Source organism: Pseudochrobactrum mosebachae (genome assembly GCF_048914685.1).
Classification (GTDB): Bacteria; Pseudomonadota; Alphaproteobacteria; order Rhizobiales; family Rhizobiaceae; genus Pseudochrobactrum.
On record NZ_CP128408.1, the window covers coordinates 2,954,056 to 2,967,761 of the forward strand.

Genomic DNA, 13,706 nt, shown 5'->3' on the forward strand with positions numbered 1-13,706 from the left:
GCCAGATAACAATCTCGCAGCAATGATAAATTTTTATTTAAAACTGTTAAATACAAAAAACGGCAGGAAGTCCCGCCGTTTTTACGCCATCACATTTCTGTGTTTAAAAGCTGATTAATCAGGCAGCTTTCGTCGCGATGCCTTTTTCAGTCAGCAGAGCCTGCAGCTCGCCGGCCTGAAACATTTCGCGGATAATATCGCAGCCGCCGATAAACTCGCCTTTAACATAAAGCTGAGGAATGGTTGGCCAGTTGGAGTAGTCTTTGATGCCCTGACGCATTTCGTCTGAGGCCAGAACATTGATGCCTTTATAATCGACACCAACATAATCCAGCACCTGAACGACCTGTCCGGAAAAACCGCATTGCGGGAAATCAGGTGTGCCTTTCAAAAAAAGCACAACATCATTGGTCTTAACTTCATTATCGATAAGGGCTTTGATACCGCTCATAGGAAAATCCTTTCATATCCGGTGGGCCAAGTTCCGCCGGAAACAGAGCATTCGCAACCATAAATATTGACCTGATAGCTGCGAATGCGAAAACAAAGAGACAGAACGTACATGGGTTGAAAAAGATGCAGCACGTTCCGGATTGGTATTTTAATTGTTGCCTACCATTACGGGGCAGGCACGTATAATATATTATTCCGGTGCGCGGGTCTGTAATGCCAATGCATGTAACACGCCGCCCATATTGCCGCCTAGAGCGTCATAAACCATCTGGTGCTGTTGCACACGGGTTTTGCCGCGAAAGGCTTCAGCAACGACTTCGGCAGCGTAATGATCACCATCTCCGGCAAGGTCGCGGATGCTGACAACAGCCCCCGGAATACCTGCCTTGATCATGTCTTCAATGTCGCCTGGTGCCATAGCCATAGTAAAATCCTTCGAGAGTCATTCTTAAGTTGGAGCCTGCGTCTTGAAGTTTCAAGACGCAGGCTCGTTTATTCTCCGGACAAAACCGAACCTATCAGTTGGTGCCGTTCATATAGTCAGGGAACCATGATTCATAGGCCATATGCAATTGCTCAATTGCTAGTGGCTTGGCTGAACCAAGGATAACCGCATCACCACCGGTGCGACCGATCAGCGGTGCAGCGACTTTAGCTTTTTCTGCACGTTCCTGCACCTGCGCCAACTTGTCTTCTGTAACCGTTAGCACATAGCGCCCCTGATCTTCCCCATAGAAGGTCAAAACAGGATTATGAGCTGAAGGCTCATTGATGGTTGCGCCGATTTTACCCTGAATAGCCATTTCAGCCACAGCCTGTGCCAGACCACCCGAAGAGCAGTCATGCACAGCCGTTACCAGACCATCTTCGATCAGGCCGCGTACAAAATCGCCGGTGGCTTTTTCATGCGCAAGATCAACATGCGGTGCAGGGCCGTCAATGCGATTGTGGATATCGCGCATATAGGTAGATTGCGCAATATGTGTGCCCCAGCCTTCCGGTGCTCCGGCGAGCAGAATGGCTTCACCGGCAGCTGCAAAGCGGATACGCGCCATTTTCGACCAGTCTTTGATCAGGCCGACGCCGCCCATAGTCGGGGTTGGTAAAATGCCCTGACCATTGGTTTCGTTATATAACGATACGTTGCCGGAAACGATCGGGAATTCCAGCACGCGGCAGGCTTCACCAATACCTTTAATGGCATGAACCAACTGGCTCATGATTTCAGGACGCTCAGGATTACCAAAATTGAGATTATCGGTTGAAGCCAGCGGCAGAGCACCGGTTGCGGTGAGGTTGCGCCAGCATTCAGCCACAGCCTGTTTACCGCCTTCAAACGGATCTGCCTCTACATAGCGCGGTGTTACATCGGAGGAGAAGGCCAAAGCCTTGGTTTCATGACCTTCAACGCGGATAACACCGGCATCACCACCCGGCAATTGCAGGGAGTTGCCCTGAATCAGGGTGTCATATTGTTCATAAACCCAGCGACGTGATGAGCCATTGGCTGAGTTGAGAAGGCTGATCAGGCTGTCGGCAATATCTGCCTGCGGAATATCATCTGCTGCGAGCGGCTTAGGTGCCACGGCAGGTGTCCACGGACGATCATATTCCGGTGCTTCATCGCCAAGCTCTTTAATCGGCAGATCGGCAACCTGAATGCCCTGATGGAAAACGCGGAAACGCAGATCATCGGTGGTTTTGCCAACAATTGCAAAATCCAGACCCCATTTTTTGAAAATCGCTTTGGCTTCTTCTTCCTGCTCCGGGCGCAGAACCATCAGCATGCGCTCCTGACTTTCAGAGAGCATCATTTCATAAGCAGTCATCTGCTCTTCACGAACCGGTACTGTATCAAGGTTCAGCTCAATGCCGAGATCGCCTTTGGCACCCATTTCAACTGCCGAGCAGGTAAGGCCAGCAGCCCCCATATCCTGAATAGCAATCACGGCACCGGATGCCATCAGCTCAAGGCAGGCTTCAAGCAGGCACTTTTCCGTAAACGGATCACCAACCTGAACGGTCGGGCGTTTTTCTTCGATCGATTCGTCAAACTCAGCGGATGCCATTGTAGCGCCGCCCACACCGTCACGGCCGGTTTTGGCACCAAGATACACCACCGGCAGGCCAACGCCTTCAGCCTTGGAGTAGAAAATAGCGTCAGATTTGGCGAGGCCGGCTGCAAACGCATTGACCAGAATATTGCCGTTATAACGGGCATCAAACTCAACTTCACCGCCCACTGTCGGCACACCAAAAGCATTGCCATAGCCGCCAACGCCGGAAACAACACCGGATACCAGATGGCGGGTTTTAGGATGCTCAGGGGCACCGAAACGCAAAGCGTTCATAGCCGCAACTGGGCGCGCACCCATAGTGAAGACGTCACGCAAAATACCACCGACACCAGTGGCAGCGCCCTGATAAGGCTCGATGTAAGACGGGTGATTGTGGCTTTCCATTTTGAAAACAATGCAATCGCCGTCATCAATATCGACAACACCGGCATTTTCACCCGGACCCTGAATAACGCGTGCACCGTCTGTTGGCAGTGTACGCAGCCATTTTTTTGAAGATTTATACGAGCAATGCTCATTCCACATTGCCGAGAAAATACCAAGCTCGGTATAGCTCGGCTCACGGCCGATCAATTCAAGAATACGCTGATACTCATCGGGTTTGAGGCCGTGTGCGGCAATCAGCTCCGGTGTGATCGGGTAATCATTACGGATTGATTTTTTGCTGTCCATATCGGTGTTCGCTGTCTTTTTGGTCAGTGAGCTTAAGCTCGTCGGGTTCGTGAGCTTAAGCTCGGCTATGGGATGAGATGAGATGATGCCCTAATCTGCGGGTATCAGATTTTCAAGTTCGCAGCCAGTAAGGCTAATTCTATTTGCTACTGCGTTGGCGCTTTTCACTAGCAGCTTCGCTGGCTGTGTTAGTTAGCAGCTTCGCTGGCCGGAGGCCCATCGAGCTGTGTCACGCATAATACGATCAGCAAGCGGGCTTTGCATCATTGGGCCAAAACGTTCCATGCGTGCAGGGCTGCCTTCTGCCTGCACCACCAGCAAGGGCCGGTCATTGGGATTGCGCGCTGGCACAACCAAAATTCGCGGCCTGCCGGTAAACGAAACCAGCTCAGGTGCAAGGCTGTATTTTTTAAAGTCCGGATCACCGGATTTAAACCAGCATTGCTTGGCTGAAAGCGCCACGCGCTCCATAATTGCCAGTGCCGACTGATTAACCGCAGCCGGTGCCGGACGTGTCGGCGTTTTGCCTGAAAAGCAGCCGCTCAATGCGCCTGCGGAGAGAGCCAGTACAATAATATGCGTCAATTTCATTAAAGGCAGAACTCCGCAGGGGAAATGAAAACTATTTGATTTTCAGGCTCATTCTATGGTGCTGATATCGGCTATCAGCTTTTGGCAGCTGCCATTGCTTTTCTGGCATCCTGCATTTCACCCAGCACCAGTGCAATTTCCGGAATGCCTTGGGCATTGGCTTGGTAACCTTCAATATTCGGGCAATCTGCCAGAATATCTGCATAGCCTGGAAACCTGCGCAGGCTTTCCAGCAGAAAGCGTGTTGGTGCCAGCCATGCATCAGCCAATGTTACTTCTTCGCCCATAGCATAAGGGCCGGAGCAAATCCGTGCTTCCACTGCCTGCAGGGCATGGCGCACGTGACTGATTGTTTTTGTAAGGCTTTCAGGGGAATGCGGCTTGGCAGGGCCTGCAAGCAAAACCGGAATGATCGATGGCAGCACATCCATATCAAGCAAACGCATAATGATGCGGATTTGCGCGCGGTTTTTAGGATCTGCAGGTAGCATCGGCTTCTCAGGAAAACGCTCGTCAAGATATTCTGCAATGACAGAAGCCTCAAACAGCGTTTCACCGGAGCCGGTAATCAGCACCGGAATCCGGCGCATCGGAGAAATTTCGCGGAAGGTTTCCGGCAGCGGCATTGAGGTCGGAGCATCAATCAGTTTCACCGGCAATTCTTTAACCGCAGCTATAATGCGGATAAATGCGCAATAGGGTGATAAAGGCTTATTATAGAGCTTCATTGGTACTTCCTCCCGTTGTGCCACGACTATAATGGCATTCTGCTGCAATTTCACTGCCGCCTCCTATTTCCGTAAGGATAGAAAAGACGGCAGTTTATCAAAGAGGGTAATCAGCTTACCTATGCGCGGTTATCCTTGTGATAACCGCGCAGGTTAAGTGATTACGAAGCAAGGCGATCCAGAGCTGAAGCGAACAGCGCACGGCCATCAGTGCCGCCATGTGCCTTTTCAATCAGGTTCTCCGGATGCGGCATCATGCCGAGAACATTGCCTTTTTCGTTGATGATACCGGCAATATCATTAACCGACCCGTTAGGATTGGTGCCGTCCGCATAACGGAAAACAACCTGACCATTGTCTTCAACGGATTTCAGCACATCGCTCTGCGCAAAATAATTGCCATCGTGATGGGCAACAGGGCAGCGGATAATCTGCCCCTGTTCATAACCGTGTGTGAAAGCTGTTTTGTTGTTGGCAACTTCGAGCTTAACTTCACGGCAGACAAATTTCAGCGAGGTGTTGCGCATCAATGCGCCGGGCAGCAGACCTGCTTCAAGCAGAATCTGGAAGCCGTTGCACACACCGATCACGCGCACACCGGCTTCAGCCTTTTTGCGCAGTGCCTGCATCACCGGCATACGCGCGGCAATCGCACCGCAGCGCAAATAATCGCCGTAAGAAAAGCCGCCGGGAATCACGATCAGGTCAACATCAGGAATTTCGGTATCGGTCTGCCACACAGTTTGCGGGGCTTTACCGCCGATCTTGGTCAGCGCCGCAATCATATCGCGGTCACGGTTCAGGCCGGGAAGAAGGATAACTGCTGATTTCATAATGCAGATTACTCTCTCAAATTACTCTCTTATCGTATGGCATATGGTGCATAATGCCACTGAAGAAAAGAGATCAGGCGATATCGAAGCTGTAATCTTCAATAACCGTATTGGCGAGAAGCTTTTCGCACATGGCTTTCAGCTCAGCTTCGGCTTTTGCCTTGTCTGCGGTGTCGAGAACAACATCAAAAACCTTGCCCTGACGTACAGAGTTTACGCCTTCAAAGCCGAGGCTACCGAGAGCGCCGACGATAGCTTTGCCCTGCGGGTCAAGAACGCCGTTTTTTAGTGTGACGGTGACGCGTGCCTTAATCACTTTGTTATCCTGTATTGATTGAGAAAAACTATGCAGCATTCAAAGATCAATGAAAATGCTACCTGAAATGCACAACCCGGAAAGCGGCATGCTTCCCGGGTTGAAATGACTTACTTAACAAGCGTAGGGCCTGAGGGACGCGGCGTCTCGTTCTCGTTCATAATGCCGAGGCGGCGCGCAACTTCCTGATAGGCTTCAACCAAACCGCCCATATCGCGGCGGAAACGGTCTTTATCCATCTTCTCATTGGTATTGACGTCCCATAGACGGGCTGAGTCCGGCGAAATTTCATCAGCCAGAATCACACGCATCATGTCGCCTTCAATCAGACGGCCACATTCAATTTTGAAATCGACGAGCTGAATGCCAACGCCCAGAAACAGACCGGTCAGGAAGTCGTTGATACGGATGGCAAGCGCCATAATATCATCAAGCTCTGCAGGGCTGGCCCAGCCAAAAGCTGTAATATGCTCTTCAGACACCATAGGGTCATCAAGCGCATCGGCTTTATAATAGAACTCGACGATCGAGCGTGGCAAAACCGTGCCTTCTTCAATCCCGAGGCGCTTGGCAAGCGAGCCGGCTGCAACATTGCGAACAACCACTTCAAGCGGAATGATTTCGACTTCTTTAATCAGTTGCTCACGCATATTGAGGCGACGGATAAAATGGGTCGGAATACCGATACGGTTCAGCTGGGTAAAGATATATTCGGAAATGCGGTTATTCAACACTCCCTTGCCGTCGATCACTTCATGCTTCTTAGCATTGAAGGCGGTGGCGTCATCTTTGAAAAACTGAATGAGAGTGCCAGGCTCAGGTCCTTCGTAAAGGATCTTGGCCTTGCCTTCGTAAATACGGCGGCGACGATTCATGGAGTTTAGGAACCTCTGGGGTTTGCTGAGACCGAGTGGAGACGTGTTGTCTCACCTGTTGTTTCAGGGGCGCGGCCACTGCAGCCGCAATGTCTGTGTTCCGTAACGCAAATGACAGGTTTTCACAATCATCCTTTATGCCGCTATGGTGTTTTTAATGCTTGTTTAAAGTTTTTTCTGTGTGCAGCATCTGGTTGTGTGATCAGAGCGACCCTATATGCCTTTCATGCAGGCAAAATCTGCACTGCCGGCAGGTCGCCGGAGCTACAATTTGTACGCTAACAAAATTATAAACTGACAAATTTACAAACTGAATTGTGAGGGATCTATGAGCGGAATGGACGAACGGCGCAACAGTTTTGAAAACAAATTTGCCCATGATGAAGATCTGCGTTTTCGCGCAACAGCGCGGCGCAATAAATTGCTGGGACTGTGGGCTGCTGAAAAGCTCGGTAAAACCGGTGATGATGCGCAAGCCTATGCGGGCGAAGTTGTGCGCGCGGATTTTGAAGAGCCAGGCGATGAGGATGTTATCCGCAAGGTTCTGAGCGATTTTAATGCAGGCTCGGTTAATGTGAGTGATGCTGAGTTGCGTGCACAGTTGCTGACATTGCTTGAAGAGGCCGTTAAACAGGTAAGCGCTGAGTAAGCTCAATATTGTTTAAGTGAAAAAGCCGCGCAGAATTATATCGCGCGGCTTTTTTATTACGACATGTTTTCTAAAGTTTCTAATATATGTAAACTGCTGATTATCCCGTTTTTTGCTATCTGACAGGTGCATTTATGACGTCATCTACTTCTTTTGCCACTGCACTGCGTTCGGGTGGTACAATACGCTCAGCATGGAGCACATTCTCTGAACCGCTGTTGCTGGAAACGATCAGCAGCATGAGCTTTGATGCGGTGACGATGGATATGCAGCATGGGGCGCATAGTGAGAGCAGCATTTGCCAAGGTATTGGCGTTGTTAAAGCTGCCGGCAAGCCGGCAATTGTGCGTATTCCCGTTGGGCGCTTTGATGTGGCCAGCCGTGTGCTGGATTTTGGTGCCAATGCAGTGATTGCCCCGATGATTAATTCAGCTGAAGAAGCCAGAGCATTTGCGGCTGCAATGAAATACCCGCCTGTGGGTGAACGCTCATGGGGCCCTGTGCGCAGCGAGATTGGCTATGGGCAACCGGGTTCCAACGATTATTTGCTGGCGGCCAATCAGGAAACGCTGAGTTTTGCGATGATTGAAACCCGTGCCGCCTATGAGGCACTCGATTCGATATTAGCTGTGCGCGGTATCGATGGGGTATTTGTGGGGCCTGCAGATTTTTCGATCGCGTGGAGCAATGGCCGTGAAGCAAATCCGTTTTCCGAAGCGATTGTGGAGCCATTGACACAGATTGCTAAAAAAGCTGCGGCCAGTAACAAGTTGGCCGGTATTTATGCCCCTGACATCAATTTTGCCATGCGCTATCAGGTGTTGGGCTTCAACCTGATCACGCTTGCCTCAGACAAGGGCTATCTAATGGCAGGCGCCGCGACCATGCTTGATGCGTGGAATGCCAAATAATCCGCTTTGATTATAGCAGTCCCGATGAAGGTAGCTTATCTGCCATCGGGACTGCTATTGGTGCATTTTTATAGTTTTGACAGGAATTGTGAGAAGACCATTGTGCCTTCAGGCCATGGGCCGTGGCCGGATTCAGCGTTGATATGGCCGGATTCTCCGGCATCAATCAAAAGTGAGCCCCACGCATTAGCGATATCTTCAGCAGCTTCATATTTTGAAAACGGATCATTGCGGCTGGCAATGACCAATGACGGAAATTGCAGCTTCTCACGCGGATAAGGGCCAAAAGTCATCAAATGTTTCGGGCGGATCGTATCATCCAGCACATCCGGCGGGGCCACGAAAAAGCCACCGGCAATCTTGTTTTTAATATAAGGCAGGGCATGAAGCGCTGTTGGCACACCCAGAGAATGCGCAACCAGCACGACAGGCTTTTGCGCTTCATCAATATGCTTGACCAGCGAGGCAACCCAATCGTCACGCACTGGTTTGGACCATTCGGCCTGCTCAACGCGGCGCGCCGTTGAAAGCTTCTGCTCCCACCGCGATTGCCAGTGATCCGGACCTGAATTGGTGTAGCCGGGGATGATGAGGATTTCTGCGTCTTTAACTTTCATGATCAGCTATTGTTTTCACTTTATATGCTGCAATCAGCCTCGGAAATTTATTATCGCGGAGGTTTTAGGCAGCGTGTTTCATTTGATCTCGATTGCAACCTTGGTATCGCGTTCAGCGATCTGTGTCGAGGTCGATCAATTCTATATCAAGGCAACAGTATGTAACGGACTTATCCAGTACAAAGCATAATTATTTATGCCAATTATGGTCAATTATGGAAACTATAATGATTGAGAATAAACTGTTTTCAAAAAAGCCCTAGGTTTCTTCACAAGGGCTTTTTAATGTCAAGATGACTGCATATTCAAATGCTTTAATAGAAAATGTTACCGCTACATTATACCGGTCAAAATTCAAAACATTTAATTTAAGAATTATAATTGGGAGATTTATTATGAGAAAGATTATTTTTACCGGCCTTGTTGCCATGGTTCTTTTCAATGTTACTGGTGCTTATGCATGTGTATTTGCTGATGATCCTGTTGCTTGTCGCGCGCGCGAGCATTGTGATAGCCAGGGAGCATTGAAACCGTTTTGTTACATGGGGGCTACGCATCCTGCAAATTGATATTTTCAATGATCCATTAAATTTAACCCCGTTCGCGGGGTTTTTTATTGTCTTTATGTGGTGGACAATTTTGTGAGAATTCCGGTTATTGTTGCACAATAGTTGAACAGCGTGTTTGCTGGGCTATGCATTGCGGATACGCGTTGTTAGCGCGATGTATAGGTTATGTGAAAGTAACCGCTTTTCCTGCTTTGTAGCATAAGCAGATCGTTATGCGGTGCAGGACGAAGGAAGAGACTATGACTGAATTGCCTTTTGCTGTTACCCGCCCGACCTATGTGGACCGTGTTGGCCTGAAATCGCGCGATGCTGAAACACTTGCAAAATATTATCAGGAGATTGTGGGGTTGCGAGAACTCGCACGCCGTGATGCTTCAATTATTCTGGGCGCTGGTGGCCGTGAATTGCTGGAAATTGAGCAATCTTCTGCAGTGAGGGATGATGATCCGCACAGTGCCGGTTTGTTTCATACTGCATTTTTGCTGCCGAAGCGTGTTGATCTTGCGCGCTGGATAAGACGTGCAATTGATAAGCAATTACCGGTTGCCGGTGCCTCTGACCATGCGGTGAGTGAAGCGGTTTACCTCAATGATCCTGATGGTAACGGTATTGAAATTTATACCGACCGCTCCCAGAACCAATGGCAGTGGAAAGACCAGCAAGTTCATATGGTTACCGAGGCTATGGATTTGAACGGGATTTTAAGCGAATTGAACAATGATCCCGCTGAATGGAGTTTTGCACCAGACGGCACGGTGGTTGGCCATGTGCATTTGCGGGTTGGCCAGATTTCACCAGCCGCAGATTGGTGGCATGATGAATTGGATTTTGAAACTGTAGCCAAATATGGCTCTAAAGCAGTGTTTTTGTCATCCGGGGGTTACCACCACCATATTGCTAATAATATCTGGCAAAGCGCCGGTGCCGCTAAGCGCGATAAGGATCGCAGCGGGCTGTCTTTTGTCCAGATGAACGATAGCCGTGATGTGCAATCGCGGGTGGTTAACGACCCTTGGGGTAATGAAATCCGTATCGAAAAGATTTAATTAAAAAACCCCGCGCTGTCGCCAGCGCGGGGTTTAAAAATGTGCCAATTAAACGCAGACTTATTACTTTTGCGTGTGAAACACGCGGTTAAAAATCGTATCGATATGTTTGGTGTGATAGGCCAGATCAAACTTCTCACGGATTTGCTCTTCCGAGAGTGCTGCACGCACTTCAGTATCCGCCAGAAGTTCTTCAAGGAAATCCTTGCCCTGTTCCCACACCTTCATGGCATTGCGCTGAACCAGACGATAGGAATCCTCACGCGATACACCAGCCTGTGTGAGCGCCAGCAGCACGCGTTGCGAATGCACCAGACCGCGGAACTTATTCAGATTGTTCATCATGTTTTCAGGATAAACCAGCAGCTTCTCAATCACACCGGTCAAACGGGCGAGGGCGAAGTCGAGGGTTACTGTAGCATCCGGGCCGATCATGCGCTCAACGGATGAGTGCGAAATATCGCGCTCATGCCACAGAGCCACGTTTTCCATCGCTGGCAGTGCCATTGAACGCACCATACGGGCAAGACCGGTCAGATTTTCGGTTAAAACCGGATTGCGCTTATGCGGCATTGCCGATGAGCCTTTTTGACCCGGTGAGAAATATTCTTCTGCTTCCAGGACTTCGGTGCGCTGCAAATGACGGATTTCAACCGACAGGCGTTCAACAGAAGAGGCAATAACCGCCAGAACCGAGAAATACATGGCATGACGGTCACGCGGAATAACCTGCGTGGACACCGGCTCAGCCTGCATGCCGAGTGCTTTGGCAACATGCTCTTCAACGCGCGGATCAATATTGGCGAATGTGCCGACAGCACCGGAAATGGCGCAGGTGGCGATTTCTTCACGCGCAGCAACGAGGCGGGCACGGCAGCGTTCAAATTCGGCATAGGCCAGAGCCATTTTTACGCCGAATGTGATTGGTTCAGCATGAATACCATGGCTGCGGCCAATGGTAATTGTGTCTTTATGCTCATAAGCGCGGGTTTTAAGTGCTGCCAAAAGCTTGTCGAGATCTGCAAGTAACAGATCACTGGCGCGCATCAATTGCACGTTGAAGCAGGTGTCGAGCACGTCTGAAGAGGTCATGCCCTGATGGATGAAGCGGGAGTCCGGGCCAACAAATTCAGCAAGATGGGTCAGGAATGCAATCACGTCATGTTTGGTGACAGCTTCGATCTCATCAATGCGCGCTACGTCAAATTGTGCCGCGCCGCCTTTTTCCCAGATCGTTTTGGCAGCTTCTTTCGGGATAACGCCGATTTCAGCAAGTGCATCGCAGGCATGAGCTTCGATTTCAAACCAGATGCGGAATTTGGTTTCCGGCGACCAGATGGCGACCATTTCGGGGCGGGAATAGCGCGGGATCATGTGCGTTTCCTAAAGTGTACTAGACGGGGATGACCGGTTAACCGGTCGTTTTTAAAATTTCAGGCGGATATTGCGTTCTTTTTGCGTATTTTTTACGGAAAACCGGTTGCCACATTTCCTAAAATACTTTCCCGCCTGTTATTGTCACATCAAGCGCGGCTTTGTTCGGCCGCTTTGCGAATGGCATCAACATTGGTACGGTAGCCTTCAAGGTTACCGGCTTTATAAATTGCAGAACCAGCAACCAGCGAATTAGCGCCGGCTTTTGCTGCGGCACCTGCATTGTCAGCGGTAACACCGCCATCAATCTGCAGATCAATCGGACGATTGCCGATAAGCGCATTAACCTGTTCAATCTTTGGCAACATGGAGGTGATGAATTTCTGGCCGCCAAAGCCCGGATTAACTGTCATCACCAGAATGAGATCAACATCATCAATCACGCTTTCCAGCGCGGATGCAGGGGTGCCGGGATTAAGCGCAACACCGGCTTTTTTGCCCAATGCCCGAATGGCCTGTAATGAGCGGTGCAGGTGAGGGCCAGCCTCGGCATGAATGGTGATGATATCTGAACCTGCTTTTGCAAACGCTTCCAGATACGGATCGCAAGGCGCAATCATCAGATGGGTGTCAAACACCGCATCAGTGTGCGGGCGAATAGCCTTGACCACATCAGGACCAAAAGTGATATTCGGAACGAAATGACCGTCCATCACATCAATATGAATCCAGTCTGCACCGGCCGCAACCACATCTTTGATTTCCTGACCAAGCTTGGAAAAGTCAGAAGCGAGAATGGATGGAGCGATAAGTATCGGGCGGGACATCAGCAAATCCTTGTTTTGCAAGTTGAGCAGGCTTTATTCCATTTTGATGCGGTTAGAGCAGTTTCAGGAAAAGTGGGAACCGGTTTTCCGTCCGAAACTGCGTTTAAACAACCAGATAGAGCGGTTTTCCTGCTTCAAAAAAGTAAAAACCCTCTAGCATGACAGCAGCACGCATACAAGTTTATGTGGGGATGGATGACAAAAACGTCACATCATCCCCAGCGTTTATGAAACCACATCCATTGACCCGGATATTCACGTACCCAGCTCTCAACGGTATCGTTGAGCAGCTGTGCAGTGGCGGTAATATCAACCTGACCGGTCTCATCGCGCGGGAGTTCCATAGCCTCTGACAATTCCAGACGATAGCGGCCACCGGGCAAACGGATGCAGCGGGCAGGGTAAACATCGCAATCATACTGGCGCGCTAGCTTTGCCAATAGCGGATTGGTTTTCACCGGCTGGTTGAAAAATGTGCTTGGCACACCGCGGGCAAATTTCTGGTCAACCAGCATGCCGACATTGTCATCCTTGCCGAGCACCGCAGCCAGTGACCAAGCCGCACCGGCTTTGGACGGCACCAAATGACCCATATTGGTATGGCGGGCTTTCAGCACCTTACGGGCAATATAAGGATTATTCGGCGGACGGAAAAGCGCGGTAACATTCAGACCGAAAGTGGCCGCGCAAATCGGCAGGAGTTCAAAATTACCGGTATGGGCGGTAAAGAAAATATGCGGCTTTTTTTCATCAAGCAGGCGGCGAAAAATCTCTTCGCCCTCAACCTCGACAAGACCGGCCTCTTTTGCATCCGGATCAAAATCAAAGATCGCGTCAAGAAATACATATTCCGCAAACAGCCGCGCCATGCTGTCCCACATTTCCAGAGCGATTGCTTCTATTTCTTCCTGTGATTTTTCAGGATAGGCATTCGCGAGGTTACGGGTTGCCACTTTATGACGGGAAGTCATAGGGCCGAATTTACGGGCAAACCAGGCTGAAAAGCGGATGGCAGCTTTGGCTGGTAACAGCCGCAACAATGCAAGCAAAATAAACACTGCCTGCGCCCACAGCCAGTAATTGGCAATTTTAAGTTTTTGCCAATATTTGAACGCAAGAAGTTTCAGCTTGAACATCACTACTCTCAGGTCTTTAAAAACTTACAGC

General features: G+C 49.9%; 16 protein-coding genes. 4 read left to right on the top strand and 12 right to left on the bottom strand.

The window, feature by feature from the left end; all coding sequences use genetic code 11:
- Window positions 1-118: 118 nt before the first annotated feature.
- The 8 genes from grxD to purC all read right to left on the bottom strand — a co-directional run bounded on the left by grxD (window position 119) and on the right by purC (window position 6,546).
- The gene (gene grxD, locus MP213Fo_RS13385) at window positions 119-451 is read right to left on the bottom strand and encodes a Grx4 family monothiol glutaredoxin (protein ID WP_421089462.1); all 333 of its coding nucleotides are present in this window, start codon (window positions 449-451) and stop codon (window positions 119-121) included.
- Window positions 452-643: 192 nt separating this feature from the next.
- Window positions 644-877, bottom strand: a complete 234-nt coding sequence (locus MP213Fo_RS13390; protein ID WP_022711527.1) for a BolA/IbaG family iron-sulfur metabolism protein — start codon at window positions 875-877, stop codon at window positions 644-646.
- A gap of 94 nt (window positions 878-971) precedes the next feature.
- Entirely contained in the window at window positions 972-3,203 is a 2,232-nt protein-coding gene (gene purL / locus MP213Fo_RS13395; RefSeq protein WP_421089463.1) for a phosphoribosylformylglycinamidine synthase subunit PurL, read from the bottom strand.
- A 192-nt stretch (window positions 3,204-3,395) separates the two neighbouring features.
- A complete protein-coding gene (locus MP213Fo_RS13400; RefSeq protein ID WP_421089464.1) occupies window positions 3,396-3,794 on the bottom strand; it encodes a hypothetical protein in 399 nt (132 codons plus the stop codon).
- Window positions 3,795-3,868: 74 nt separating this feature from the next.
- On the bottom strand, window positions 3,869-4,576 hold the full coding sequence (locus tag MP213Fo_RS13405) for a glutathione S-transferase family protein (protein WP_421089465.1): 708 nt from the start codon (window positions 4,574-4,576) through the stop codon (window positions 3,869-3,871).
- A 107-nt stretch (window positions 4,577-4,683) separates the two neighbouring features.
- Window positions 4,684-5,355: a phosphoribosylformylglycinamidine synthase subunit PurQ gene (gene purQ / locus MP213Fo_RS13410; protein WP_421089466.1), complete on the bottom strand. Its 672-nt coding sequence runs from the start codon at window positions 5,353-5,355 to the stop codon at window positions 4,684-4,686.
- 73 nt (window positions 5,356-5,428) lie between these two features.
- Window positions 5,429-5,671, bottom strand: coding sequence for a phosphoribosylformylglycinamidine synthase subunit PurS (gene purS, locus MP213Fo_RS13415; RefSeq protein ID WP_421089467.1), 243 nt, complete (start codon window positions 5,669-5,671; stop codon window positions 5,429-5,431).
- Between the two features lie 110 nt (window positions 5,672-5,781).
- Window positions 5,782-6,546 (bottom strand): phosphoribosylaminoimidazolesuccinocarboxamide synthase, encoded by a 765-nt coding sequence (gene purC / locus MP213Fo_RS13420; RefSeq protein ID WP_421089468.1) that lies wholly within the window; start codon window positions 6,544-6,546, stop codon window positions 5,782-5,784.
- A 328-nt stretch (window positions 6,547-6,874) separates the two neighbouring features.
- Here purC and MP213Fo_RS13425 point away from each other — a divergent pair, with 328 nt between their 5' ends.
- Together MP213Fo_RS13425 and MP213Fo_RS13430 are read left to right on the top strand one after the other, a co-directional pair.
- Window positions 6,875-7,195 (top strand): DUF1476 domain-containing protein, encoded by a 321-nt coding sequence (locus tag MP213Fo_RS13425; protein WP_421089469.1) that lies wholly within the window; start codon window positions 6,875-6,877, stop codon window positions 7,193-7,195.
- Between the two features lie 134 nt (window positions 7,196-7,329).
- Entirely contained in the window at window positions 7,330-8,106 is a 777-nt protein-coding gene (locus MP213Fo_RS13430) for an HpcH/HpaI aldolase family protein (RefSeq protein WP_421089470.1), read from the top strand.
- Window positions 8,107-8,174: 68 nt separating this feature from the next.
- On the opposite strand, the gene MP213Fo_RS13435 is transcribed toward MP213Fo_RS13430, so the two are convergent.
- A complete protein-coding gene (locus MP213Fo_RS13435; protein WP_421089471.1) occupies window positions 8,175-8,723 on the bottom strand; it encodes an RBBP9/YdeN family alpha/beta hydrolase in 549 nt (182 codons plus the stop codon).
- Window positions 8,724-9,118: 395 nt separating this feature from the next.
- Between MP213Fo_RS13435 and MP213Fo_RS13440 the strand changes: the two genes are divergently transcribed.
- Window positions 9,119-9,292: a hypothetical protein gene (locus MP213Fo_RS13440; RefSeq protein WP_421089472.1), complete on the top strand. Its 174-nt coding sequence runs from the start codon at window positions 9,119-9,121 to the stop codon at window positions 9,290-9,292.
- 239 nt (window positions 9,293-9,531) lie between these two features.
- The gene (locus MP213Fo_RS13445; protein WP_421089473.1) at window positions 9,532-10,338 is read left to right on the top strand and encodes a VOC family protein; all 807 of its coding nucleotides are present in this window, start codon (window positions 9,532-9,534) and stop codon (window positions 10,336-10,338) included.
- A 63-nt stretch (window positions 10,339-10,401) separates the two neighbouring features.
- Here MP213Fo_RS13445 and purB read toward each other — a convergent pair whose 3' ends face one another.
- From purB to MP213Fo_RS13460, 3 genes are all read right to left on the bottom strand, one after another.
- A complete protein-coding gene (gene purB / locus MP213Fo_RS13450; RefSeq protein ID WP_421089474.1) occupies window positions 10,402-11,712 on the bottom strand; it encodes an adenylosuccinate lyase in 1,311 nt (436 codons plus the stop codon).
- Between the two features lie 149 nt (window positions 11,713-11,861).
- Window positions 11,862-12,539, bottom strand: coding sequence for a ribulose-phosphate 3-epimerase (gene rpe, locus MP213Fo_RS13455; RefSeq protein WP_421089475.1), 678 nt, complete (start codon window positions 12,537-12,539; stop codon window positions 11,862-11,864).
- A 212-nt stretch (window positions 12,540-12,751) separates the two neighbouring features.
- A complete protein-coding gene (locus MP213Fo_RS13460; RefSeq protein ID WP_421089476.1) occupies window positions 12,752-13,678 on the bottom strand; it encodes a lipid A biosynthesis lauroyl acyltransferase in 927 nt (308 codons plus the stop codon).
- Window positions 13,679-13,706: the final 28 nt, after the last annotated feature.

Bases quoted from the DNA above. Each gene is read 5' to 3' on its own strand.
- grxD (WP_421089462.1), bottom strand. From the start codon at position 451: ATGAGCGGTATCAAAGCCCTTATCGATAATGAAGTTAAGACCAATGAT.
- MP213Fo_RS13390 (WP_022711527.1), bottom strand. From the start codon at position 877: ATGGCTATGGCACCAGGCGACATTGAAGACATGATCAAGGCAGGTATT.
- purL (WP_421089463.1), bottom strand. From the start codon at position 3,203: ATGGACAGCAAAAAATCAATCCGTAATGATTACCCGATCACACCGGAG.
- MP213Fo_RS13400 (WP_421089464.1), bottom strand. From the start codon at position 3,794: ATGAAATTGACGCATATTATTGTACTGGCTCTCTCCGCAGGCGCATTG.
- purQ (WP_421089466.1), bottom strand. From the start codon at position 5,355: ATGAAATCAGCAGTTATCCTTCTTCCCGGCCTGAACCGTGACCGCGAT.
- purC (WP_421089468.1), bottom strand. From the start codon at position 6,546: ATGAATCGTCGCCGCCGTATTTACGAAGGCAAGGCCAAGATCCTTTAC.
- MP213Fo_RS13425 (WP_421089469.1), top strand. From the start codon at position 6,875: ATGAGCGGAATGGACGAACGGCGCAACAGTTTTGAAAACAAATTTGCC.
- MP213Fo_RS13430 (WP_421089470.1), top strand. From the start codon at position 7,330: ATGACGTCATCTACTTCTTTTGCCACTGCACTGCGTTCGGGTGGTACA.
- MP213Fo_RS13435 (WP_421089471.1), bottom strand. From the start codon at position 8,723: ATGAAAGTTAAAGACGCAGAAATCCTCATCATCCCCGGCTACACCAAT.
- MP213Fo_RS13440 (WP_421089472.1), top strand. From the start codon at position 9,119: ATGAGAAAGATTATTTTTACCGGCCTTGTTGCCATGGTTCTTTTCAAT.
- MP213Fo_RS13445 (WP_421089473.1), top strand. From the start codon at position 9,532: ATGACTGAATTGCCTTTTGCTGTTACCCGCCCGACCTATGTGGACCGT.
- purB (WP_421089474.1), bottom strand. From the start codon at position 11,712: ATGATCCCGCGCTATTCCCGCCCCGAAATGGTCGCCATCTGGTCGCCG.
- rpe (WP_421089475.1), bottom strand. From the start codon at position 12,539: ATGTCCCGCCCGATACTTATCGCTCCATCCATTCTCGCTTCTGACTTT.